This window comes from Asaia prunellae JCM 25354 (assembly GCF_000613885.1).
GTDB lineage: Bacteria > Pseudomonadota > Alphaproteobacteria > Acetobacterales > Acetobacteraceae > Asaia > Asaia prunellae.
Genome location: NZ_BAJV01000012.1, coordinates 63,247 through 85,806 on the forward strand (window position 1 = coordinate 63,247; position 22,560 = coordinate 85,806).

The following is a 22,560-nucleotide window of genomic DNA, read 5'->3' on the forward strand; positions in this document are numbered from 1 at the left end:
GATTATATCCTCTCAAGATAAGCCTGAAGCTTATTTTGCAACGACAATGAGAGGGGACTGATAGTTCTGCAATAGGACTTGCGTTGATTTTATTGTATTAATAACTTTGTTTTCTCTAACGAGTAATTTGTATCTAACTTAAATGGAGATTTAATAGAGATGAGCGGTCCTGAAGCAAAGAAAAAATCATCATCATCAAGAAAAAAATCCGCGACTCAATCACTCACGCCAGATATCACGCTAGAGGTAATGACTCGCTTACTTGATGCCGTATCAGATGGAAATGGTGCTATTATTCTGGATGGATTGAGACAGAATCCGTCTGATCTCGGTTCTCTGATCCAGCAGATTGCCAATAGTCATGGTATTGAAAAGCAGAGAAAACTGACACAAACCAGCGACATAATGGAAAGTGGCAGGATGGAAGCGGATTTTGCTTATGTGGGGTTACCTGCAGAGGCGCGTTCCATGGATTTCAGATCAGCATTTGATAGACATTTAAGATCCCGTTTGGGTAAACGGGCAGACGGATTTGCGATCATCTTTGATCGGCTGGATAAGCACAGTCGCCCGGTCATCATTGAAACCGGTTGCCTACGTGTACCGGACAACTGGGAAGGAGATGGACAGAGTACTTTCCAGTTTGACTGGTATGCACGCGAACGCCAGGGATGCGTCTTTACAATTGATATCAATCCCGCAAGCATAGATAGCGCGCGGCGTGCTTGCAGCGGGACAACAAACACAATTCTGAATGATTCACGTCCGGCCTTGCATGCTCTCGGGCAAAACTGTGCTCGTCCTGCTTCTTTGCTCTATCTGGACTCATTTGATCTTGATCTGAATAATCCTATGCCGAGTGCCGTACATCATGCCACGGAGATGATGGCAGCTAGGGGATTAATTGGGGAAGGTACTATCATTTGCGTGGATGATTTCGATGTCCCGCCGCTAGGAGCAGGAGGAAAAGGATTGATAGTGGATCAGTTTATGAATTCTGTTGGCGCTCGATTGCTTTATTCGGGATATCAGAAAATCTGGGAGCTATAGGATCTAGTATATTATCTTCAATATCTACTATTATATTGATGAGCGCGTAGTTTTTTCAGTACAGGCTCCAAAGCGGTGCAGTCGTATGGCTTGATCTTCGCATAACACTGACTGCAACGCAGGGGATCTACTGTATCGTTTACACATGGTTCTCCTTTTGTTTTTAGAACTGACGGCTTGTTCATATTACCATCATTGATTTCTATATTATTTAACTGTAATAATCATTGGTAATTCGCGCATGATAGGTGCGGCATGCATATGATCCTGCTGCTGTATGGCTTTTTGAAGCCATTTTCTGTCTGAGAGACTTGGTGTCCCTGTCATGAGTATATGTCTTGTCTCGATCTTACGAAATCAGGAGGAACCAAAGAGTTGCAAGACTCATCTCACCGTAATGGGTGCCAAAATCATTGGTCGCTGTTCTGAATTGGAAGAGAATATCGGTTCATAGGCTCTTTTGCCTGGCATGTTGCACCGACATAGATGATCTCTTTGATCGAAGGCATAATGAACTGACACTTGCCGGAGGGACAGCCGGTCGAAAATGTCTTGGTAGTCAGGGTCATATTTTCTGATAGATCTTGTTCATGACAAAATTTGATAAAGAATATGTATTATAAATCCGGAAAAATATAAAATACTCTATTTGTTATAATGCAGATGGTGGAAATTTATTTTATAATTGGGCAGGAATGAAAAAATCTAGGCCAATTCATTATGATCATGGTTTCTCATTGTGTCGATTACGGTCTCCAGATCTTTGATAATGACCCACCGATCCAGACCTTTCATGACACACTTTATATACCGAGGATCCCTGGACATTATGACTCGCAATTCGGCCTGTATGACAATTATGGTCGGCTGATACCGACAGCAGGTCCACGTCGTGGATGGCCCAATGCAGCTCTGGGACAATCTCCAAGCTGTTGTGTCAGCCCTTCAGATGCGTTCCCCCTGTCGCCGGAGCCAACCTATTTTTACGGAGGCAACATAACCCCTCACTACGGGCATTTCATGACTGAAACTCTGCCCCACTACTGGTGTGGGCGCCGTTTCTATGAGGGTCTGAAAATTCTTGTTCATGCCGAGAAAACGCTTGATTCGCTTTTTGCACTTCCCTGGCTTGCTGATTTTTTCTCATTGCTCGGGCTCGAACGTAAGGATTTTGTGGTTTTCGAGCGACCTACGCGTATCAGGATGCTGATTGTTGCCGGCTCGGCATTCGAAGAGAATCATTTTGCCCACAAGGCATTTGCCAGATATTGCAATGAGCTCGGCGAAAAACACGGTGAGGATATTGCTGATGGCCGGCCCATCTATCTCTCACGTGCCCAGTATAAGAGCGAGATGCGTCAAATCGACGGTGAACCCGAGGTTGGTGCCTATCTTGCTCGTGAGGGGTTTTCGATTGTTGCGCCCGAAACGCTTCAGGTTCGGCAGCAATTACGTCTGTTTTCCGAGCATCGACCGACGGTCGGGTTTGTTGGCTCAGCTTTTCACAACAGTATTTTCTGCCGACGACCGGTTGGGGTTGCCTTGACTTGTGATGGCCTGATCTCCTCGAATTTCGCCCTTATGGATCAGGCGAATGAGGCTCGTATACAGTATGTAACGGCCCCCGAGGTCACGCTCGAAAAATTTGTCCTTGGTCAGCCAGCCCTCTATCGTCTCAATGATCCGGTACATACGGCGCGTGTGCTGGTTGACCTCGTTTACAGGCGCGTCTGGCAGAATGAGAAGACGCATGATGCTGAGGGCATTGATAAGGAAAAGACCTATCTGATCAGAACTTATCATCAGAGCTGGATGCAGATCGATCGTCAGACAGGTATCGTGTTCCATGGAAATGGTGAGGGTGAGCGCATCGTCAGACTGGTGCTCATCTGGGCGACAAAGGCTGGGCAGCGCTCACGACTTTCCCGGGTGACTGTCTTACGGTTGAGAGGGACAATCACCAAGGTACAACAATTTACTACCGGTTCCATAAACGCCCTGATGGAAGGGTAGCGTTTTACAATGATGAGACGCATCGCTTTCTATGTGCCACACCAGATGGCAAGATTTGCTGCGATCGCCTTGAGTCTGATGACTGGGAGTGTTTCACGCTGGAGGATGCCTGAGGCGCAGGCAGCCGTGTCGCAGGGGCAGGAATAGCGGGGCTGAAGGGCCCCGCCTGACGATTATCGTCCCAGTTTCCGAAGTTTCTCGCCTGACATAAGACGCTTTTCGATGACTTCGAGCGACATACCCTTGGTCTCAGGGATAAAGAGAAAAGTCAGCAGGATGAACGAGGCATTCAGTCCTGAGAAAAGCCAGAATGTGCCGGACGTACCAAATGTGTTCATCAGCGTCAGGAAGCTGGCGCCCACGATCATGTTGGTGATCCAGTTGGTCAGTGTCGAGAGCGAAATACCCAGATTACGCCCTTGCATCGGCTGAATCTCGGAGCAGAGAACCCACATGAGCGGGCCTGCAGACATGGCAAAACCCGTGCAGAACAGTAGAAGCAGGAAAATGGCGATGAATTTCGAAGTCTCTCCCGACATGTCTGTCGAAAGCAGAACAGCCAGAGCAGCCATGCCCAGCGCCATGACCGTGAAACCCATGTAAAGAATAGGTTTGCGGCCCCATTTATCGACCAGTCCCACTGCAATGAACGTGGCCAGCATGTTTACGAGACCGATAATGGCAGTGCACCACATCTGCGAAGTGGCATCGAACCCGGCGCTCGAAAGAATTTTGGGCGCGTAGTACATGATGATATTGATGCCTGCGAGCTGCTGCATAGCCTGCAGCATGATGCCCAGGGCGATGGAGCGACGGAAATTCGAGTTTGTCCTGAGAAGCTCGAAACCGTGCTGCTTGACCTCGAGCTGCTCGCGAATGGCCTTGATTTCCTTCGCAGCCTCAAGAGGATCTTCACGCAGGGAGAGAAGAACCTCGCGAGCCTCCTTATGGCGCCCCTGCATGATCAGCCAGCGTGGGCTATAGGGCAGAAACAGAACGCCAAACAGGAAGAGGGCAGCAGGAATAGCCGCTACGCCGAACATCCAGCGCCAGTTCCCCGAATAGGAGAAATAGGTGTTCGACAGAAAGGCCAGGAAAATGCCGACCGTCACCATGAGCTGATAGGTCGAGACCATGGCGCCACGTGTGGCCTCGCTGGCAATCTCGGACAGATAGAGTGGGGCTGTGAAGGCCGAAATACCGACAGCCAGTCCCATGACCACACGAAAGCTGATCATGGAAGGGACAGACCAGCTCAGCGCGCAGCCGATCGAGCCAATTACGAAAATCGAGGCCCCAGCAATAAGCGAGCGCTTGCGACCAAGTGTATGGGCCATCCAGCCAGCGGCCAGGGCACCAACGGCAGCGCCTGCCATCATGGAGCTGACGACCCATTCCTGAGCAAAGGTCGAGGCGTTATATTGCTTGGCGAAGAAATCGAGCGCGCCTGCGACCACACCGATATCCAGACCTGACATCAGACCGGCAAGAGCTGCCAGCACTCCGATAACCAGAATCTTGAATTTCGTTGCATCGAAAACTGACGCCAGCCCGCCTTCCGTATTTCCGGCATCTGTATCTATCGCCATGGATTATTCTTGTCCTTTTCCGGCGGCACGCAGCGTGCCGACTTCTCGTCCATTCCAGTTTTTCATTACCTGATGCGACAATCCGGTCAGCACGGCGCGGTCTGCATCAGACCAGCCAGCCTCATCGAACCCGAGCAGAAGTGCGGCAAGGGCCACCTCTGCCGCCCGGTTCGCGCCATCATCGGTTTTGATCGCTATGCCGAGCCCGAGTTCGGGCACAGATGCCACCATCACCCCTTCTGCACCCATTTTGCAAAAGATTCGGTTACCGAAATGCGCCATCAATGTCGTATCGAAACGCCCGCTCCCTGCCACCATGAAGGGCTCGGACGCGACAGCAGAACGCAAGCGGGCGGCTGCCGACGCATGGCCCGATGAAAAATTTTTTCCTGTGCCAAAACGCGCAAAACCCGTTGCCAGAGCGGAGAGGGGAATGGCGTAGGTTGGCATCGAACAACCATCGAGCCCGCGATTGGTCTCCTCATGCGGGACAGATGTGGCCATGACAAGCGCTTCGGTTACCTGACGCTGTGCTTCATGGGTGGGGTCGATATAGCCAGAAGGGTCGAGAGACTGGTCGATCGCGAGGCAGATCAGGCCGGCATGCTTGCCTGAACAGTTGTTGTGAAGTGCTGAGGGATGGCGCCTGAGGCGGCAAGCGCATGAGCTGCCTTGTCATAGGTGGGCCAATGAGCTCCGCATTCGAGACATGTCAGCGTTTTGCCAGCTTTTGCCAGCATTGCGGCGGCCGTCTCGGTATGTCGTGGTTCGCCGCCATGAGAGGCGCAGGCAAGAGCCAGCTCGGCATTGGTCAGGCCCAGCCGATCGGCAGCACCGGTTTCGACCAGTGGGAGAGCCAGAAGCGCCTTGACCGTCGAGCGTGGAAAGACTGGTCTCTCAATGGCCCCATGCGCCCGAACGACACGGCCGGTATCGTCCATGACGGCAATTCGGCCGAGATGACGGGATTCGATGCGTCCGCCGCGCGTGACTTCAGCTAGGGCGATATCGTCCATGACGGGATCCTCAATAAGGTATGATGGATTGGGGATCGGTCTCAGCCGATCGGTGTCTGTCTCGAGAGCAGATAACAGGATGCGCCCAGCTGTGCACTCGAATCAGGGTCGTTATCAAGCCAGGGAGCAATATGAGCCTTGCGTACGCGCAGAAGAAGCATGTCTCTTTCGTCGTATTCATCGGCCTGGGCCGCAAAAAGCGGAAGCAAGGCCGGGCGTTCACAGAAAACCAGAGGCTCGCGGGCATCGAGCTTCAGACCGTTATCAATCAACCTCCATCCCTGTTCGGCCGGGAGCAGGGTATAAAGCCATCCATCCGGACGTTCTGCTTCCGCAAAGACGCGTGTGGTTACCACCAGCAGCGGGGCTTCTGCCGGCAGGAGATGCGTTTTGAGGATCGGAGGCTCGTAGTCGAAGAGATCCGGCTGTGTCTGTGACAGTATTTCCTGTCTGGGCACGCGTGATGCCCGTTCCGGGCGGGAATGAACGGTGCCACCAGTCAGGGGAAACCTGTCAGTTCGGGCCATGAGACGGAGATCGGCTACGTGCTATCAGCCTGCTGGCACGAGGCGCAGATTCCTTCGATCTCGATGGTCGATTGTTGCGGCTTGAAGCCTATTTTCCGGGAGGCACTTGTTATGGCATGAGAGATCTCACTGTCTTCCACCTCACTGACCGCACCGCAGCCGCTACAGATCAGAAACTGCGCGCGATGACCGCAGCCATTGCCATGATGACAGTCTAGGCGATGCGCGCAGCCGATGAAGGCACTCATGCGCTCAATCCGGTGGATCAGGCCCTGGGCCAGCAGGAAATCAAGTGCACGATAGACCGTGGGCGGCGCTGCATTGCGCTGATACTGCCGCAGATGATCAAGAATGTCATAGGCGCCGGCAGGTTTGCGACTCTCCAGAATCAGCCCGAGCACAAGCCGACGCGTTTCAGTCAACCGGCTGGCGCGCGTGGTACAGAACGCGGCAGCACGGTCGAGCAGTGCGAGTGTGCGGGGAGAGAAAGGGTCCAGTTCGGTCGTGGCCGTGCTGCTGAGCATGAAGGAATTCCTTTTCCGGCTTGTCCTGACCAGAGTTCCGCCTCTATATCGCGTATCTCAGTCGTTATAATATAACTAAAGGCGACTTTTTTGCGCCAGACCCTGTTCCTGCTGATCTGCTTCCTGTTCCTGCCGGGCTCTGCCAGAGCTGAGCCGGTGAAGGTTTTCTGTGCCGAAGCCCTGTGGTGCGATCTGGCCGAAACCCTGGGGGGGAAATCTGTCACTACGACCAGCATACTCACGTCGCCACGGATTGACCCGCATGATTTTCAGGTCACGGCTGATATGGCCCGCAAGCTGGCGGATTCCAATATCGTTCTGATGATGGGCGGTCATTACGATGACTGGATGCCACCATTGCTGGCGGCTCAATCCAGTGCATCGCGTCAGATAATTTCGGTTGCCGCTCTGGCAGGTCTTGGACCGCAGGAAAATCCCCATCTTTTTGACGACCCGACAGCTATTGGCCTCATGGTTGCAGCTCTCTCGACAGAGCTTGTGGCACGCCTTCCCGACGAGGCTGGAGGTATCAGGCGCGTCAGGCGGATCTCGAGTCGGTCATAGGAGCCTTTTCCGGGCGGCTGAGGACATTGCGGCTTCAGACACAGGGAATGAAGATTGCTGTGGCCGAACCTGTAGGCGGACCTCTGCTTCAGGCGCTTGGAATCGAAGTTGTTGATCCTGAATATGCTCTGGCGACCATGAATCACGATGACCCGGCCCCCCGCGATATAGCCCGCCTGGAAGATGCGATGCGCCAGAAGACTGTCCGTCTTCTGATCATCAACCCTGCCATGAAGACCCCGTCTGTAAGCCGTATTGAGGCTATCGCGCAGAAAGCTCATCTGCCTGTTGTGGATTTCGACGAATTTCCAGAAGCCGGACATGCTTGGCAACACTGGATGCAGGATCGGCTTGACCGGCTTGCCAGGGCACTGGGCGTTCATGACTGACAATTCTCCTGCGATCCTGCTGAGGCAGGTCACGCTGAGCCATGGCGCGCGCGTGCTTCTCGACCGGGCCGATCTTTCTCTGGCTTCCGGAACCTTTACAGTTCTGGCGGGCGCGAATGGCCATGGCAAGACAACCCTGATGCGCGCCCTGCTTGGTTTGCATCCCGTTCATGAGGGGGAAATCCGGACTCTCGGCCGGAAACCGTCCGCCGCCCGGCGATGGATTGGCTATATGCCCCAGGAGCGCAGGATTCCCGCGCCACAGCTTACGGGGAAAGCCCTTATCAGTGCTTCGTGGCGTGGCACATCTCTGGGTCTGCCAGGATGGGGGCAGGGTGCAAAAACAGCGCTGAAAGCGGCTTTGACGCTGACCGGGGCAGAGGCATTGGCAGCCCAGCCTTTGAACCAGCTTTCAGGCGGCGAACGTCAGAGACTTTTTCTGGCCGAAGCCCTGCTCGACAATCCTGCCCTGCTGATACTCGATGAACCATTGAGTGGCATGGATATGGATTGGCAGCGCAGGATTTTGGCCATGCTCAGGGCGCGTTGTCGCGAGACGGGCATGGCGGTGCTGATGTCCTGTCACGGGCTTGAGGAAGTCAGCAGGTTTGCCGACCATCTTCTTCAGATTTCTCAGCGTAAACTGGAGCTGAGCGATGTTGCATTATGAATTCATGCAGAATGCCTTTCTGGCATCGGGCGTCGTAGCTGTTCTGAGTGGATTGGTGGGGTGGTTTCTTGTTCTGCGTGGCCAGAGCTTTGCCGGTCATGCCCTGTCTCATATCGGTTTTGCCGGTGCGACCGGAGCAGCGCTGGTAGGGCTGACGCCCTTCATGGGTATGACGCTTTCTGCAGTTGCGGCCGGACTGGTTCTGGGCTGGGAAGCAGAAGGCGATCTGCGCGCGAATCCGGCTTCTGCCAATCATCGTGACAGCGTGATAGGGCTTGTTCTGGCGGCGAGTCTCGGGCTGGGACTGTTATTCCTGCAGTGGCAGCATATTCCGGTCAGCAGCACCACCGCCCTGCTTTTCGGTAATGTTCTCGGGGTGAATCACGCTACCTTGTGCTTGCTGTTCCTGCTCGCGGGACTTTGCCTGTTTGGTCTGTGCTTTCTGACGAGGCCTCTGCTTTTTGCGAGTCTTGATCCCGATCTGGCCGCGGCGAAGGGCGTCAGACTGCGTCTGGTTTCCTGCGGTTTCATGAGTCTTGTAGCGCTGGTTACAGCCATCTGTTCGGAAACCACGGGAATATTGCTGGTCTTCAGCCTGCTTATTGGCCCGGCAGCTGCATGCTGCGTCTGGGCCTTGCTCCATGGCAGGGGCTGGCTGGCTCTGCCCTGCTGGCATTAGCGCTTTCCTGGGGAGGCTGGTACTCTCCTGGTATACGGATGCACCGGTCTCATTCTGGATCAGCGCCGGTGCCGCATGCAGCTATCTGGCCGTGCGATTTCTTGCGCCGACAACCCATTAGAAGGCCGGGTTGGAACTCAGTTGACGTGCCAGTCAAGCAGCATGATACCGACGATAAATATCGCAAGAACGATATGCATGATGATCAGCTCACGCACGTTGATCGTCGGAACATCGGATCTGGATCTGGGTAGATTGGCCATGCGAGTCTCCTTATCGATTTTTACCGGACAAGGGTAAACCAAATAGCCGGTGTCCGGTTATAGCGTCATGAAAAATAATACAGAGACGCGTCATCGCGAAGCGACGAATCATGACGAACACCCAATCGAGGTTTCGCCTTATGCGAAATACATCCTGATTCTTGCAGCCGTTGTCGCTGCCATATGTGGCGGTCTCTATGGTTATGATACGGGTATCATTTCCGGTGCCCTTCTGCTGATCTCGGATGATTTTCATCTTGGCAGCACAATGCAGGAAATGGTGGCTTCCGCCATTCTTGCCGGTGCCATTATCGGCGCATTGGCAGCGGGGTCGTTTTCTGAAAAATACGGGCGTCGTGCCTGCGTGACCCTTGTGAGTGGCGTGTTTGTTCTGGGAGCCTGGCATGCGCCTTTGCTCCGAATGTATGGCTTCTGATCGTTGCGCGCATTTTTCTGGGATTTGCTGTGGGTGGTTCAACCCAGGTGGTACCCATGTATATCTCGGAGCTGGCCCCTGCCGAAAAGCGCGGTACTCTGGTGACGATGTTCAACGTGGCCATCGGGCTCGGTATTCTGCTGGCCAATATCATCGGCTTCACCGAGCGTGAGGCCTGGGGATGGCGTCCAATGGTTGGGCTGGCTGCCATTCCGGCTGCGATCGTTTTTGTCTCGATGTTCTTCATGCCCAAAAGTCCGCGCTGGACGGCAGAGAACGAGGGCATGAAACGCGCCATTATCGAGCTTGGACGTATTCGTACCTCGAAAAAGGTTATCCGCAGGGAAGTGCGCGAAATGCGCGAAAATGCCGAAGCGGCCGATCCACGCAATCGTGGCTGGAAAGGTCTGTTTCGCCCCTGGGTACGCCCGGCTCTGGTCGCGGCACTGGGTGTTGCCTTTTTTACCCAGTGTGGCGGACTGGAAATGATGATCTACTATGCGCCGACCTTTCTGCGTGATGCCGGATTTGGCGCTTCCTCAGCCCTGATGGCCTCCCTCGGTGTGGCCATTACCTACTGCATCATGACATTCATTGGATGCCTGATTGTCGATCGCGTGGGGCGTCGTCGCCTCATGCTGATCATGGGACCGGGTTCGATCGTGAGTCTGATCGGACTGGGCATTGTATTTGCCATGCACCCGGCAGCGCATAGCGTGGGGTCCTATCTGGTGATCGTGTTCCTTCTGCTGTTCATGGCGTTCAATTCAGGAGGTATTCAGGTCTGTGGCTGGCTGCTGGGTGCGGAGATGTTCCCGCTCTCCATGCGCGGTCAGGCCACCAGCCTTCATGCTGCGACGCTCTGGGGCTCGGATCTGCTGGTAACCGGTACGGCGCTGACACTGGTGCAGCTCATCACATTGGGTGGTACGATGTGGTTCTATGCAGCCGTGAACCTTGCCTCAGTGCTGTTCATTTTCTTCTTTGTCCCTGAGACGGCGGGGGCCACACTCGAAGATATCGAGCTTGCCCTGCACGAAAAACGCTTCCGCCCCACGCGCGGTCATACACGTATCGTTTCCGAAGACGAGCAGCAGGAAGCAGCTGCCTGATCAGCCGCCGGTCACAAGTGGAATGCCCTGCCCACCTGCCCAGGCATGAAGGTCCTCCCTCTTCAGGGCTGCGGCCATCATGTCAGGGAAACGGTCGGGTGTGCAGGCAAAGACAGGGCACCCCATAGCAGCGAGCGCACGGGCGTGGCCCATGTCAAAGCCGGGACGCCCATCATCAGAGAGTGCAAGCAGGACGATGAGATTGACGCCAAGGTTCACGAGGTTTGCTGCCCGCTCCAGCATCTGTCTGGCATCACCGCCCTCGTAGAGGTCACTGATCAGGATGAAATGGCTCTGTGCAGGGCGTTCGATCAGAGACGTGCCATAGGCCAGCGCGGCATTGATATCTGTGCCACCGCCGAGCTGAATGCCGAAAAGGACGCTGACCGGATCGCTGAGCTGTTCCGAGAGATCGACAACAGACGTATCGAAACAGACGAGCCTCATATCCAGTACCGGTAAAGATGCCATGACAGCAGAAAAGATCGAGGCATAAACGACCGAGCTTGCCATGGAGCCGGATTGATCGACGCACATCACGATCTGATCCAGATCGGCTCTGGTCCGGCGCTGTCTGGCGTGGCCGATCAGTTTCTGCGGGATGATCGTCTGATATTCAGCTTGCCAGTGATGCAGATTGGCCCGGATCGTACGCGGCCAGTCAATATCGGCGGGGCGCGGTCTGGTTGTACGTTCACGACGATTGACTGCCCCCCTGACAGATTCGGCCGTGCGGCTGGCCAGTCTGGCCATGAGTTCAGCAACGATTTTTCTGACGACAATACGTGCGGTCTCATGGGTTTTTGCAGGCATGACATTACGCAGGGCCATGAGATCCGCCACAAGATGGACGTCGCCTTCGAGGCTCTGGAGCAGTTCCGGCTCAAGAAGCATTGCCTTGAGATCGAGCCGCTCCAGTGCGTCTTTCTGGATGATTTGCACGACCGGCGCAGGGAAGAATTCGCGAATATCGCCGAGCCAGCGGGCGATCTGTGGCGCAGATCCGCCAAGGCCGCCCTTGCGTTTGCTGCCTCCGGCAGCTGTTTCATAAAGAGCGGACAAAGCGCGGTCGATACGCCTGTCCCTTTCGCAGAGACCGTTTGGCTCGTCTGTTCCGAGTGCGAGTTGCCATCGCCTGTTTTTCTCGGCGCGCAGATCCTGGTTCATGAGACGAATCCCAGAATACGATGCAGCAGCGGCAACGCCAGATCGGTGAATTCGGCAGGCAGGACGTCTTGCCGGCTACCCTGTTCAGAGTGTCGCTGCGCCGGTTCTGTATCCGGCGTCTGCTCCAGGCTCGTCAGAAGGCGCTTGCGACTTGAGAGCGCAAAAGCACTGAAACACCGGCGCAGCATAGGCAGAATTTCCATAAAATCAGCCTCGTCCAGAACACCAATCCAGTGATCCAGCGCGTCAAGAAGTGCGCGATCCTGCGCGATGATCTCGGCCCCGCCGGAGAGAAAGCCATCAATATACTGGCCGGCACTGACCGCTCTGCTGGGAGGCAAAGTGGCACGCGAAAAACAGGTAACCACCTGTTCAACCGGTAAAATCTGCCGTTCATGAAGAAGACGCAGGGCCAGGCCACCAATCAGGGGGGCGACGCGATCGTTTCGAGTGGCTTCTGCCAGGGTCTGGTTCCAGAGCCCAGTCAGATGCGTCTCGCCGAACAGGGTCAGAGCATGATCAAACGCAGCCATGGTCGTGCTGATGGGCCGTGCACCCTGCGGGTCGATATCTGTCGTTGCCATGACAAATCCCGTGCAGATCTCGACACAAAGCAGAGAGACGAGCGCGCGCAGGGGATCGATTGGTAACGGGCGTGACGTCCCGTAGCGTAACAGCGAGACCAGGGTTGTCACGCTTTCCATCAGGGGGGAAATGGCCTGACTCGTGACGGCGACATGCTGCAATCTTGTGATGGTCTGTTCCGCGGCATCCTCCAGTCCGGCGAGCAGACATTTCTGGACGAGGGCCGCAAGCCTGCCGACATCGTGGCTCTGCCTGGCTTCCTGTATGGCCTTGTTGCGTGCGGCCTGTTCTATGGTGGCACCATAAGGCAGGGCCTGAACGAGGGCGAGAGCGACAGAAGGGGACCAGGTCAGACGCCAGGTCTCGCGATAGGTGCCGCGTCCGGCAGCGCCGTCGAGCAGGGTCGCCCAGGGAATGTCGATCACAGACAGTCTGTGCAGGAGTGTCGAGCGTAAAAGTCCGGCCTCTGTTCTGAGATCAAGGGCGATATCGCGTAGCAGATCATCCGGTTTGAGACGGCATTTTTTCTGCCATCGTTCCAGATCGCGTGCGAGGGGTATCTGAGGTACTTCCGGATCGAGTGCACCGATCTGCTCACCTTTCAGAAGGCGGGATTCAATCAGATCGAGCGGCGCTGTATCACCATGGCACAGGGCAGAAAGCGTGGCATCACGCATTTCCTCCAGATCAGGCAGGGGCTTGTTTCTTAACGCTGCAAGGGTCAGTGCGAGGCGGGCGGCCTCTATGGTCGAGGCGGGAGAAGCAACCAGCTTTTCTGTACGAAGGAACCCGGAGACTCTTGCCATCCAGCGCGCCGTGAAATCCTCTGCGGAAGAGGCACCTGCAGCGCCCCGCAAAGACCAGAGATGGCGATACCACCCCGGCGCCTTTACCCCGGCGCCATATCCCGATCCGGCAGCGAGACGGGAATCACTCCAGGGAACCCAGGCTGTTTCTGTCCTGACTTTTTTCAGGTCGCGTATGAGGGTGCGATCGGCCGTCTGGGATGTCTTGCGTCTCAGAGCCGGGACATGCCAGGCCCCGACGATGACGGCGATCTCCCCATCGGTATCCTTGAGTGCCTGACGCAGGGCGATACGCATGAAGGCTTCGCGTATCTGATCGCGCCTTTGCCGTGTATTGCCCAAAAACGATTCCTGCTCTGCTGCGTCCCGCAGGGCTGTCATGGCGTTTTCTACAGCCTCGAACATCTCGGGGCCGGACGGGGTATGTTCGACCATGGCGTGCCACCAGGATTCACCATCCTCATATCCGGCGAGCGGGCCAGATCATCCATGGGATCGGTGGGGTGCTGCGTCGACGGGAGATCTGCTTCCTGCCGGCGCAAAGCACCATCATCGTCTGGAACCAGTTCATCGGGAATGGTCTTGTCGGCAGCGGGCTCAGCGGATTCGAGCGTACCAGAATCCTCGTCCCCGGCGCTCTGTTCTGTTTCCCAGGCGAGCAGGCAGGATGCGGGCCAGTCGATAAAGCGTACCGGGCGTTCATGTGACCGTGCCCAGCAGAGGGCCTGCCATTCGGGCGAGTATTCCGCGAAAGGCGCAAAGACGGCGTTGACCGGGTTGTCAGACTGGTAATGAAAAAGCGCAAGGGGCAGGGACATGCCGGGCAAGGTGGCACAGGCGATGAGGGGATCGGCCTCGGGTTGCCCTTCAATCAGAAGGACCGCAGGGTCGAGCGCATCAAGCGCTGTGACCAGGCTTGCGGCGGAACCGGGGCCATGATGGCGGATACCAAAAAGATGAAGGCGCGGATCCATGGGATTTCAGATCACATCCCTGATGGCCCCGTAGAGATCGCGCCAGCCCTCGCGCTTGCGCACGACATTTTCGAGATATTCCTGCAGGGCCTGACCATCGGCGGTCGGATCCTTGACCACAGCTCCCACGATATTGGCGGCGAGAGACTGGGCATCCATCCTGCCAGAGCCGAAATGGGCGGCCTCTGCCCAGGCATTGATCCCGACAGAAATGGCCTCGGCGGTGGAGAGTGAGCCGGAAAGCGGCTTGAGCTTGAGTTTGCCATCCAGTGTCTGTTCGCTGCGCAATTCACGAAAGATCGTGACGATGCGGGCGATCTCGGCATCCGCAGGCGCAATGGGGGGAAGCGCCAGGGAAAGGCCTGTCTCTGCAATGCGACGGGTCACGATATCGGTTTCTTCCTCAATCGTGGCAGGGGCTGGCAGGACAACGACATTGAAGCGTCTTTTGAGGGCAGACGACAATTCGTTGACACCCTTGTCCCGGTTATTGGCGGTGGCAATCACGTTGAAGCCCGGTCTGGCATGGATCGCATCATCCAGTTCCGGGATCGGCATCATTTTTTCCGAAAGGATGGTGATGAGCGTATCCTGGACATCAGACCCCATACGGGTCAGCTCCTCAAGACGCACCAGGGTACCTTCCTCCATGGCGCGCATCATGGGCGTACGCACCAGTGCATCGGGTCCGGGTCCGTGGGCCAGAAGCATGGCATAATTCCAGCCATAACGTATCTGGCTTTCATCGGTGCCGGCGGTACACTGGATGACCCTGTTCGAGGTGCCCGATATGGCGGCAGTCAGATGTTCGGACACCCAGGATTTTGCGGTACCCGGCATGCCAAGCAGAAGCAGGGCACGGTCGGTGGCCAGTGTTGCAACAGCGGTTTCTATCAGTCGGGGGTTGCCGACATATTTTGAACTCACCGGCGTACCATCAGCGGCCTGGCCGCCCATCAGGTAAGTCACGACGGCGCGGGGCGACAGGGCCCAGTTTGCCGGGCGGGCATGGGTATCACCACGTCTGAGGGCGTCCAGCTCGTCAGCATAACGGTCTTCCGCGCTCTGGCGCAGGCGGGTTGCGGTCATGAGGGCGTCTTTTCCTGATAGAGTTTGATGAGGATATCGGCCAGCAACACGGCGCGACGGCTCTGGTCGGGGTGCAGATCGATCATGCGCCGTTTGAGCGGCCCGATCTGTCCGACTGGTGTCAGAACCATGCAGGCAACAAGGGTGTTTTCCTGAGCCCGGGGAGCGGACAATACGGCGTCGGTCAGAATGCTGGCCTGTTTTTCGGGCAGAGGCATGCCAAGCGCATCAGCCAGGGTCTCGATGGCGCTCGCAAGGTTCTGAAACTGGTAGCTATGGGCTTCATCCCAAACAGGTAGCGGCTTTTCTGTTATGGCAGCGACATAGTTCAGACGATCGACAGACGATCTGAGGCCCGGCTTGTCGAAACCGTATCGGACAAGAAACGGCCAGATCGGCTCTCTGGCACAGGAGGCTATCAGTGAAAGAAGCGTCCAGTTTCTGTCATTTGCGGCCGCAATGCCAAGGCAGTACATCAGGGCAAGATCGTCCGAAGCCGCGGTTACCAGATCCTGCTCCGACAGAGCGAGCTGCGCGGCCAGGGTACGTATCGACAGGACATCGCATGCCATGGCAACCCAGTTCAGCATGAAATGGGAGAAGCCCCCCGCAAGGCGTTTGCTGGCAATATCGGCCGGAAGCTGAAGGCTCACAGTGATCCTGCGTCTGAGCAAACCGTTTTTTGAAACTGTGACACGGGAAGCGAAGTCTGTCAGCTGAGCCTCGGCATAGGCAGACCCGGGCAGGTGACCCAGTATTCGCTCGCTTTCCTGTCTGACAGGACCAGATCGATCCGTTCTTATGCTTTCAAGTAGTGGCTTGTCGTCACCGGAGAGGGCGATCCAGAGGAGTGAGACCAGTTCCAGACGTGCATCGGCTTTCTCCAGCGGTAATTGCGCGGCAATCAGGGCGCGAGCCTGTGCAGGGTCCCTGTGACGGAGTGCCTCCAGAAAAGAGAGTCTGTGTGCATGAGAGGCTTCTGCAAGAAGGGTCGTGTCGATGGCACCGTTTTCGGTCAGCAAAAGGGAAAGTGGATCTTGTGCTTCCAGACCCGGCTCGTTGAGTACCGCTCTGAACCGTTGCCTGAATGTCCTGAGTTTAGGGCCATCAAAGGGGTGAAGCGTCCGTCCGAGGCGCGAGAGGTGATGGGCAAGGGCGATAGCGGCACTGTCCGTGGCACGTCCGACAGCATTGCCGACCAGATGGATGATGTCCGGACGCAGCGCCTGCGGAACGATGGCCCCTGACGAATGATAGGGAGCGATCGTATCGAAATGCTCTGGTGTGGCGGGCATCCTGAAAGACTCTGCCTGTACGAACAGCGTCATGACACCCAGGGGATCGATATTGTGCCCCTGTTCTGTGGCAGAGGGAGTTTCTCGGGGAGCAACGCAATATGCAGGCAGTGTGGCGCTGTCGATCGGGCGTCGTGCCAGCCCCTGCAGCAGGGACTGATAGAGAGGCGAAGTGTTCATCACGGCGTCCATGCGCCAAGAGCCGTCTCGGCGAGGAGCGGGGTATAATGCCGACCATCCCATGTGCCGAATATGCCTATCTCATCGAAAGGGCAGAGAGGCGAAGCGATATCGGTGATGGACTCGCTCAGGGGGAGGGCAAGACCGTCGCCTGTCAGATAAAGCCTGTCTTTTGCCTGCCGCAGACTGACGCACGAGGCGTAGAAGGGAAACGCGCCAAGCATGGCAGTCTGGCCAGGGCTTGGCGCCAACCGGTCATGGCGGAGCTGAGCGATTTCGCAGGGCATTGCCACGGGTCCGAAGAGGCAGCCACACCTGTACTGGTGACGATCTGCGCCCGGAGGGGAACGGGAGATGGATAAAAGGCAAGCTCTGCTGTTAGTCTGTCATTCACCAGCACAGGCAAAGAGCCTGTTTGGCTCGCCGGTGCCAGATAATCGACCAGAAGAGCAACGACACCCGGGTCTTGTTCAAAACCAAGCCAGGTATCCACACGAGTCAGGCGGTCAGGCTGGAGTGTCTCGGTTCTGGCAAGCACACGCCATTGTCCGGAAAGGCGCAGGGTCTGTGTATCAGCAAACAGTTCCTCTCTTGTAAACGTCCAGCCTGCCATGCGCCTGGCATCTGCCACAAGATGAGGGTCCAGCCTTCTGCCCTGAGGCAGGCCTGGCCGATGAGATATAGCGTCGAGAGGCATCGTGCTGCCTCGAACGGGCGCTCCCCTGCATCCAGCGATGAGAGGGATTCGGGAAGCCGGGCGACACGACTGGCCAGCCCGCCTGCTTTGGAATCATGCAGACGTTTGGCCAGAATGGCGCAATCCACATTTGCGCGTTGATCAAACCCGGCAAGGCCGCGATCGAGCTGGTCACCCAGCCACTGGTTCATGGCGGCGATGCCCGAGGCGATTTCGCTTTCACGACGGGCGCGCGTTTTGGCTTGCTGAGCCTGTTTCTGTGCAGTTTCTGGCCCGGAAAGAGCTGTTTTGTCCTGTGAGGGTGCTTCTGACTTGTCTTTTGATGCAGTGCGACGACGCGACAGCCATTCCTGCACCCAGTCGGGAACGGTCTCGCTGACGAATGTTACGCTTCGCTCAGCGCGAAATCCCATCAGTGCCAGACTGTGCTTGCAGGGAAATTTCCGGCTCGGGCAGGTGCATTTGAATCCTGCATCCGTTTCTGAAAGACAGATCCGATAAGGTTTGGCTCCGGAGCCCTGACACTCTCCCCATACGAGACCGTTGCCGTCTTCACCGAGTGTGACCCAGTTTGAAGGGTTCATCAGTTTTCTTGCTGCAGCAAAGCTGGCTGTATCCGGCGCAAGCCGCGCAACGCGATCCATGGCGTCTGACAAGAATACTCCTGGGCTCGAAAAACAAGGACTATTGAAACAGAGATTGCGTAACGCCTGCCGTTTCTTGCTGGTATGTCAGTTCTTATGCCGGAGGACGGCGTTTTCTTCTCGCGTCTTTCTCGGGTTTTGTAAGTTTGTTTTTTCTGACTGACATGATGGATTTTCTTTTTCCAGAGTGCCAATCAGTTTTGCTTGAGATCGCTTCGCATGTTGGTCAGAGGCGAGAAGGCCCGGATCGCCAGAATACCGATGTCGTAACGTCAATCTGGCATTGCGCGTCAGATATCGCTAAAAGCCCCTTCAGAATGACTGTTGCCCATCCGACCGCAGCGCCTTTGTGCCAGGGGAAACCATGCGGAACAGGCGAGAAGTAGGATCAATATGAGCTGGCTGACCGAATACGTTCGACCGAAAATCCGTGGCCTTCTGCAACGTGAAGTGCCGGATAATTTGTGGACCAGCTGTGAATCCTGCTCACAGATGATCCTCATCAAGGATCTGGAGAAAGCCCAGCGCGTCTGCCCGCATTGCGGTCATCACGGCAAGGCGAAAGCGACAGAGCGCCTCGACTGGACGTTCGATGATGGCAAATACACCAGGATCGAGCTGCCGAAAGTCCCGAGCGATCCGCTCGGCTTTCGCGACCAGAAGAAATACGCCGACCGTCTGAAGGACGCCAAGGCCAAGACCCATCTCGATGAGTCGCTGGCTGTTGCGCATGGCCAGATCGGTGGTCATGATGCGGTTGTGGCCGTCATGGCCTATGAGTTCATGGCAGGCACCATGGGTACAGCACTGGGTGAGGCGTTCATCGCCGCCTGCCGTCTGGCTGTGCTGCAAAAGGCCGCACTTGTAATCTATACGGCTTCAGGCGGCGCCCGCATGCAGGAGGGTGTTCTCTCCCTCATGCAGATGCCTCGTACGACCATTGGTGTCGAAATGCTCAAGGATGCAGGCCTGCCCTATATCGTTGTGCTGACCAACCCGACGACAGGTGGTGTTTCGGCATCGTTTGCCATGCTGGGCGATGTGCAGATTGCCGAGCCCGAGGCGCTTATTGCCTTCACCGGACCGCGCGTCATTCAGGATACGGTGCGCGAGAAGCTGCCGGAAGGCTTCCAGCGTTCCGAATATCTGCGCGATCACGGCATGGTCGATATGGTGGTTGCGCGCCCCGATCTGCATGAGAAGCTTGGCAGCCTGATCGGCATGATGATGAACAAGCCTGTTGTGGCTGCTCCTGTGGAAGCAGCCTGAGCCATTGACTCTCCCCGCCCCTGTCAGGGAGCGGGGTTGCTACTGCCCATCGGATGATTCATGACGACCCAGGCACCCCCGGCCAAGCTCAGCGATGAATACGAGGGCCGGACCGGTGCCGTTCTGGCCCGGGTTCAGGCGCTTTATCCCAAGCTTATCGATCTCTCCCTTGATCGCCTTCATGCCCTGCTGGGCAAGCTGGGAAATCCGGAACGTTCCTTGCCTCCTGTAATTCATGTGGCGGGCACCAATGGCAAGGGCAGCACCTGTGCGACGCTGCGAGCCATTGCCGAGGCCGCTGGATGGTCGGTGCATGTCATGACCAGCCCGCATCTGGTCGATGTCACCGAGCGGTTCCGCATTGCCGGGAAACTGGTGAGCGAAGATGCTCTTGTTGCCACACTCGAGGAAATCGAACGTGTGAACGGGGGCGATCCTATCACCGTGTTCGAGGTGTTAACGGCCGCCGGTCTCCTGCTTTTTGCCCGCAACAAGGCCGATCTGGTCATTCTTGAAGTCGGTCTTGGTGGTCGTCTTGATGCCACCAATGTTGTGGCGCGCCCTGCTGCCTGCGTGATCACGCCGGTCGATCTCGATCATCAGGCATTTCTGGGCGACACGCTGGCGCTTATTGCCGCCGAAAAGGCCGGTATCATCAAGCCAGGAGTGCCTGTGGTCTGTGCTGCCCAGCATGAGGCGGCGAGGCAGATCATAGAGCAGCAGGCTGCGCGTTGCACCGCCCCGCTCTGGCAGGTCGGATCCGAGATCGGCTTTGAAACCCGTGACGATGGCAGCCTCTGCTATCATGACCCTCTGGGTACTCTGTCTTTGCCCGCCCCCGGCCTCAAAGGGATTCATCAGGCTGGCAATGCGACTCTCGCTGTAGCGGCGCTGCGCGCAAGCGGGTTGTCTGTGCCTGACACCGCCTGGGCAGGGATTGCCCGCACACAATGGCCTGCACGGCTGCAGCGTCTTGAAGGCAGGCTTGCCGCGCAACTGCCTGAAGGCTGGGAACTCTGGCTGGATGGGGGTCATAACCCCAATGCCGGGGAAGCACTTGCCCCCAGTCTCGCCGCATGGTCGGACCGCCCCCTGCATGTGATCGTAGGCATGAAGCAGAGCAAGGATGCCTCGGGCTTTCTGCGCCCTGTTCAGCGCCATGCGACGACACTTCATGCCGTGAGTGAAGCGGGCCAGCATCTTGCCCTGCCCGTGGATGATATCGTGGCGGCTTCAGGCGGTGTAGCCCTGCCCGGGCCGACCATCGCCGCTATTTTTCCTCGCCTGCAAGGACCGCCTGCGCGTGTTCTGATCTGCGGCAGCCTTTATCTTGCAGGTGTGGTGCTGAAGCAGGACGGCTCTATTCCGCGATGAGGTGATGAGCGTGACCAGGGTCACAGGTGAATAAAACCTTCTCTTCTCTCTAGAGACGGTGATCCCGGCCCAGAGCAGGACGCCTGATATAGCGGCCCTTGCCGCGTTCAGCACGCAGGGTGCCTTCATCCCATACCACCATGCCCTGGCTGATGGTTTTTACCGCAAGCCCTGTCAGGGTCATGCCTTCATAAAGCGTGTAATCCACATTCTGGTGCAGAGCGCCCGCAGTGATTGTCCGACTGGCGGAGGGGTCCCAGAGAACGAGATCAGCATCGGAGCCCGGTGCAATGCAGCCTTTTCGCGGATAGAGATTGAAAATGCGTGCGGTATTGGTGGAGGTAATGGCCACAAATTCCTCAGCGCTCAGCCGGCCATTGACCACGCCATAATGCCACAGCACGCTCATACGTTCTTCAATGCCGGGGACGCCATTCGGGATTCGGGTGAAATCATCGCGTCCACGCATTTTCTGGTCCTGACAGAAGCAGCAATGATCCGTTGCGGTCGTCTGTAACTGGCCTGAGCTCAGACCACCCCAGAGCGCCTTCTGGTGGATTCTGTGACGAAAAGGCGGACTCATGACATGACGTGCCGCCTGTAGCCATTCGTTGCCATGATAGACACTCTCATTAAAAACCAGATGTTGCGGCAGGACTTCTCCATAGACCTTGAGACCCCTTAGCCGCGCTGCGGCGATGGCCTGCACTGCCTCTTCTGTCGAGACATGCACGATATAAAGCGGGGTGTCGCCGAGTTCGGCCAGAGTAATGGCGCGTCGCGCCGCTTCACCCTCAATGGCAGCCGGGCGGGAAAGTGGATGCGATGATGGGCCGGTTTCACCTTGCGCCAGAAGCTGCGCTTGCAGAAAAGCGATCGCATCGCCGTTTTCGGCATGGACGGTACAGAGCGCACCCAATTCTTTCGCCCGCTGCATCGATCGCAGAAAGATTGAGTCATCAATCATCAGCGCATTTTTGTAGGCCATGAAATGCTTGAAGGAGTTCACCCCACCTTCCCTGACGAGACGTCCCATATCCTCATGAACCTGCGCATCCCAATGCGTTACGGCGACATGGAAGCCATAATCCGAGGCTGCCTTTTCGGCTTTGCCTCGCCAGTCGTACCAGGCCTCGAAAAGCGACTGTCCCTGACCAGGAATGACGAAATCAATGATGCTTGTTGTCCCCCCAGCAAGACCCGCTGCCGTACCGGTGAAGAAGTCATCGCTCGCCGTGGTGCCCATAAAGGGCATTTCCATATGGGTATGCGGATCTATTCCCCCTGGCATGACCAGCAACCCACTCGCATCAATGGCGTGGCACCCTGTCGGAGTTTCGATATCAGGCCCGACCCGGGCAATTATACCGCTGTCGTCGCAAAGGATGTCTGATCTGAAACGCTGCTCTGCGGTTACGATCATTCCGTTCTTGATCAGTAGCATAGGCTTGTTTCCGTCGCTGAAAGGTCCGAAACAGGATATCGTTGTCTTGTCGAAATTATGGAATTACCCTGAATACATGATCAATACAGCGCATGATTTTCATTGGACTCTGTGGAAGCGGAACGTAGCGTGATGAAGCAGCTAGAGGCAATTGTTCCGTCAGGTCCGCTTTCGAATGCAGACCTTGTCCCTGTCCGCGCAAGG

Annotated in this window: 21 protein-coding genes and 2 pseudogenes; 10 read left to right on the plus strand and 13 right to left on the minus strand. The window is 56.4% G+C overall.

Annotation, left to right across the window (positions count from 1 at the left end):
- The first annotated feature begins 159 nt into the window (after nucleotides 1–159).
- The 3 genes from JCM25354_RS11145 (at nucleotide 160) to JCM25354_RS21390 (ending at nucleotide 3,210) form a co-directional block, all read left to right on the plus strand.
- Nucleotides 160–1,050, plus strand: coding sequence for a hypothetical protein (locus JCM25354_RS11145; protein WP_025886081.1), 891 nt, complete (start codon nucleotides 160–162; stop codon nucleotides 1,048–1,050).
- A gap of 720 nt (nucleotides 1,051–1,770) precedes the next feature.
- Entirely contained in the window at nucleotides 1,771–3,063 is a 1,293-nt protein-coding gene (locus JCM25354_RS11155; RefSeq protein WP_025886082.1) for a glycosyltransferase family 61 protein, read from the plus strand.
- Between the two features lie 9 nt (nucleotides 3,064–3,072).
- Entirely contained in the window at nucleotides 3,073–3,210 is a 138-nt protein-coding gene (locus JCM25354_RS21390) for a hypothetical protein (RefSeq protein ID WP_159103488.1), read from the plus strand.
- Between the two features lie 26 nt (nucleotides 3,211–3,236).
- Here JCM25354_RS21390 and JCM25354_RS11165 read toward each other — a convergent pair whose 3' ends face one another.
- The 4 genes and pseudogenes from JCM25354_RS11165 to JCM25354_RS11180 all read right to left on the minus strand — a co-directional run bounded on the left by JCM25354_RS11165 (nucleotide 3,237) and on the right by JCM25354_RS11180 (nucleotide 6,719).
- Nucleotides 3,237–4,652: a sugar porter family MFS transporter gene (locus tag JCM25354_RS11165; protein WP_025886083.1), complete on the minus strand. Its 1,416-nt coding sequence runs from the start codon at nucleotides 4,650–4,652 to the stop codon at nucleotides 3,237–3,239.
- Between the two features lie 3 nt (nucleotides 4,653–4,655).
- A pseudogene (locus JCM25354_RS18375) lies at nucleotides 4,656–5,668 on the minus strand (asparaginase).
- 41 nt (nucleotides 5,669–5,709) lie between these two features.
- Nucleotides 5,710–6,195 carry a hypothetical protein gene (locus JCM25354_RS11175; protein WP_148301491.1) on the minus strand — a complete coding sequence of 162 codons (486 nt, stop codon included), beginning with the start codon at nucleotides 6,193–6,195 and terminating at the stop codon, nucleotides 5,710–5,712.
- Nucleotides 6,196–6,209: 14 nt separating this feature from the next.
- Entirely contained in the window at nucleotides 6,210–6,719 is a 510-nt protein-coding gene (locus tag JCM25354_RS11180; RefSeq protein ID WP_025886085.1) for a Fur family transcriptional regulator, read from the minus strand.
- Between the two features lie 90 nt (nucleotides 6,720–6,809).
- Here JCM25354_RS11180 and JCM25354_RS11185 point away from each other — a divergent pair, with 90 nt between their 5' ends.
- Genes JCM25354_RS11185 through JCM25354_RS18380 form a run of 4 tightly spaced genes read left to right on the plus strand, consistent with a single transcriptional unit; the run spans nucleotide 6,810 to nucleotide 9,021 of the window.
- Complete coding sequence (locus JCM25354_RS11185) at nucleotides 6,810–7,283, plus strand: metal ABC transporter solute-binding protein, Zn/Mn family (RefSeq protein WP_025886086.1); 474 nt, start codon at nucleotides 6,810–6,812, stop codon at nucleotides 7,281–7,283.
- Between the two features lie 17 nt (nucleotides 7,284–7,300).
- Nucleotides 7,301–7,672 carry a metal ABC transporter solute-binding protein, Zn/Mn family gene (locus JCM25354_RS11190; RefSeq protein WP_369345771.1) on the plus strand — a complete coding sequence of 124 codons (372 nt, stop codon included), beginning with the start codon at nucleotides 7,301–7,303 and terminating at the stop codon, nucleotides 7,670–7,672.
- The gene (locus JCM25354_RS11195) at nucleotides 7,665–8,342 is read left to right on the plus strand and encodes a metal ABC transporter ATP-binding protein (RefSeq protein ID WP_025886088.1); all 678 of its coding nucleotides are present in this window, start codon (nucleotides 7,665–7,667) and stop codon (nucleotides 8,340–8,342) included. The genes JCM25354_RS11190 and JCM25354_RS11195 overlap by 8 nt, the downstream gene beginning before the upstream one ends.
- Nucleotides 8,329–9,021, plus strand: coding sequence for a metal ABC transporter permease (locus tag JCM25354_RS18380; RefSeq protein WP_243444033.1), 693 nt, complete (start codon nucleotides 8,329–8,331; stop codon nucleotides 9,019–9,021). Before JCM25354_RS11195 ends, JCM25354_RS18380 begins: the two co-directional genes overlap by 14 nt.
- Before the next feature lie 137 nt (nucleotides 9,022–9,158).
- On the opposite strand, the gene JCM25354_RS23065 is transcribed toward JCM25354_RS18380, so the two are convergent.
- Nucleotides 9,159–9,284, minus strand: coding sequence for a hypothetical protein (locus tag JCM25354_RS23065; RefSeq protein WP_279379569.1), 126 nt, complete (start codon nucleotides 9,282–9,284; stop codon nucleotides 9,159–9,161).
- A gap of 67 nt (nucleotides 9,285–9,351) precedes the next feature.
- On the opposite strand from JCM25354_RS23065, the pseudogene JCM25354_RS18385 reads away from it, so the two are divergent.
- Nucleotides 9,352–10,832: pseudogene (locus tag JCM25354_RS18385) on the plus strand (sugar porter family MFS transporter).
- Here the strand turns inward: JCM25354_RS18385 and JCM25354_RS11215 are convergent.
- The 7 genes from JCM25354_RS11215 to JCM25354_RS11240 form a co-directional block, all read right to left on the minus strand.
- Nucleotides 10,833–11,999 (minus strand): VWA domain-containing protein, encoded by a 1,167-nt coding sequence (locus JCM25354_RS11215; RefSeq protein ID WP_025886089.1) that lies wholly within the window; start codon nucleotides 11,997–11,999, stop codon nucleotides 10,833–10,835. It lies immediately after the preceding pseudogene.
- The gene (locus JCM25354_RS18390; protein WP_051537369.1) at nucleotides 11,996–13,825 is read right to left on the minus strand and encodes a DUF5682 family protein; all 1,830 of its coding nucleotides are present in this window, start codon (nucleotides 13,823–13,825) and stop codon (nucleotides 11,996–11,998) included. Before JCM25354_RS18390 ends, JCM25354_RS11215 begins: the two co-directional genes overlap by 4 nt.
- Nucleotides 13,780–14,364, minus strand: a complete 585-nt coding sequence (locus JCM25354_RS23070) for a DUF5682 family protein (RefSeq protein ID WP_051537370.1) — start codon at nucleotides 14,362–14,364, stop codon at nucleotides 13,780–13,782. Before JCM25354_RS23070 ends, JCM25354_RS18390 begins: the two co-directional genes overlap by 46 nt.
- Before the next feature lie 6 nt (nucleotides 14,365–14,370).
- Entirely contained in the window at nucleotides 14,371–15,453 is a 1,083-nt protein-coding gene (locus JCM25354_RS11225; RefSeq protein ID WP_025886090.1) for an ATP-binding protein, read from the minus strand.
- Nucleotides 15,450–16,928 (minus strand): DUF5691 domain-containing protein, encoded by a 1,479-nt coding sequence (locus JCM25354_RS11230; RefSeq protein ID WP_025886091.1) that lies wholly within the window; start codon nucleotides 16,926–16,928, stop codon nucleotides 15,450–15,452. The genes JCM25354_RS11225 and JCM25354_RS11230 overlap by 4 nt, the downstream gene beginning before the upstream one ends.
- Nucleotides 16,928–17,215, minus strand: coding sequence for a hypothetical protein (locus tag JCM25354_RS11235; RefSeq protein ID WP_159103489.1), 288 nt, complete (start codon nucleotides 17,213–17,215; stop codon nucleotides 16,928–16,930). The genes JCM25354_RS11230 and JCM25354_RS11235 overlap by 1 nt, the downstream gene beginning before the upstream one ends.
- Nucleotides 17,216–17,426: 211 nt before the next feature.
- On the minus strand, nucleotides 17,427–18,281 hold the full coding sequence (locus JCM25354_RS11240; RefSeq protein ID WP_148301494.1) for an SWIM zinc finger family protein: 855 nt from the start codon (nucleotides 18,279–18,281) through the stop codon (nucleotides 17,427–17,429).
- Between the two features lie 381 nt (nucleotides 18,282–18,662).
- Between JCM25354_RS11240 and accD the strand changes: the two genes are divergently transcribed.
- Both accD and JCM25354_RS11250 read left to right on the plus strand, forming a co-directional pair.
- Nucleotides 18,663–19,538, plus strand: a complete 876-nt coding sequence (accD, locus tag JCM25354_RS11245) for an acetyl-CoA carboxylase, carboxyltransferase subunit beta (protein ID WP_025886094.1) — start codon at nucleotides 18,663–18,665, stop codon at nucleotides 19,536–19,538.
- Between the two features lie 60 nt (nucleotides 19,539–19,598).
- On the plus strand, nucleotides 19,599–20,912 hold the full coding sequence (locus JCM25354_RS11250) for a bifunctional folylpolyglutamate synthase/dihydrofolate synthase (RefSeq protein WP_025886095.1): 1,314 nt from the start codon (nucleotides 19,599–19,601) through the stop codon (nucleotides 20,910–20,912).
- Between the two features lie 49 nt (nucleotides 20,913–20,961).
- Here the strand turns inward: JCM25354_RS11250 and hydA are convergent, their stop codons facing one another.
- The gene (gene hydA, locus JCM25354_RS11255) at nucleotides 20,962–22,356 is read right to left on the minus strand and encodes a dihydropyrimidinase (RefSeq protein WP_025886096.1); all 1,395 of its coding nucleotides are present in this window, start codon (nucleotides 22,354–22,356) and stop codon (nucleotides 20,962–20,964) included.
- Between the last annotated feature and the right edge of the window lie 204 nt (nucleotides 22,357–22,560).

Excerpts from the sequence above, each read along its gene's own strand:
- JCM25354_RS11250 (WP_025886095.1), top strand. The coding sequence starts at position 19,599 with ATGACGACCCAGGCACCCCCGGCCAAGCTCAGCGATGAATACGAGGGC.
- JCM25354_RS18380 (WP_243444033.1), top strand. The coding sequence starts at position 8,329 with ATGTTGCATTATGAATTCATGCAGAATGCCTTTCTGGCATCGGGCGTC.
- JCM25354_RS11180 (WP_025886085.1), bottom strand. The coding sequence starts at position 6,719 with ATGCTCAGCAGCACGGCCACGACCGAACTGGACCCTTTCTCTCCCCGC.
- JCM25354_RS11195 (WP_025886088.1), top strand. The coding sequence starts at position 7,665 with ATGACTGACAATTCTCCTGCGATCCTGCTGAGGCAGGTCACGCTGAGC.
- JCM25354_RS23070 (WP_051537370.1), bottom strand. The coding sequence starts at position 14,364 with ATGGATCCGCGCCTTCATCTTTTTGGTATCCGCCATCATGGCCCCGGT.
- JCM25354_RS11215 (WP_025886089.1), bottom strand. The coding sequence starts at position 11,999 with ATGAACCAGGATCTGCGCGCCGAGAAAAACAGGCGATGGCAACTCGCA.
- JCM25354_RS11175 (WP_148301491.1), bottom strand. The coding sequence starts at position 6,195 with ATGGCCCGAACTGACAGGTTTCCCCTGACTGGTGGCACCGTTCATTCC.
- hydA (WP_025886096.1), bottom strand. The coding sequence starts at position 22,356 with ATGCTACTGATCAAGAACGGAATGATCGTAACCGCAGAGCAGCGTTTC.
- JCM25354_RS21390 (WP_159103488.1), top strand. The coding sequence starts at position 3,073 with ATGATGAGACGCATCGCTTTCTATGTGCCACACCAGATGGCAAGATTT.
- JCM25354_RS11235 (WP_159103489.1), bottom strand. The coding sequence starts at position 17,215 with ATGCCCTGCGAAATCGCTCAGCTCCGCCATGACCGGTTGGCGCCAAGC.
- accD (WP_025886094.1), top strand. The coding sequence starts at position 18,663 with ATGAGCTGGCTGACCGAATACGTTCGACCGAAAATCCGTGGCCTTCTG.
- JCM25354_RS11145 (WP_025886081.1), top strand. The coding sequence starts at position 160 with ATGAGCGGTCCTGAAGCAAAGAAAAAATCATCATCATCAAGAAAAAAA.
- JCM25354_RS11155 (WP_025886082.1), top strand. The coding sequence starts at position 1,771 with ATGATCATGGTTTCTCATTGTGTCGATTACGGTCTCCAGATCTTTGAT.
- JCM25354_RS23065 (WP_279379569.1), bottom strand. The coding sequence starts at position 9,284 with ATGGCCAATCTACCCAGATCCAGATCCGATGTTCCGACGATCAACGTG.
- JCM25354_RS11230 (WP_025886091.1), bottom strand. The coding sequence starts at position 16,928 with ATGAACACTTCGCCTCTCTATCAGTCCCTGCTGCAGGGGCTGGCACGA.
- JCM25354_RS11225 (WP_025886090.1), bottom strand. The coding sequence starts at position 15,453 with ATGACCGCAACCCGCCTGCGCCAGAGCGCGGAAGACCGTTATGCTGAC.
- JCM25354_RS11165 (WP_025886083.1), bottom strand. The coding sequence starts at position 4,652 with ATGGCGATAGATACAGATGCCGGAAATACGGAAGGCGGGCTGGCGTCA.
- JCM25354_RS18390 (WP_051537369.1), bottom strand. The coding sequence starts at position 13,825 with ATGGTCGAACATACCCCGTCCGGCCCCGAGATGTTCGAGGCTGTAGAA.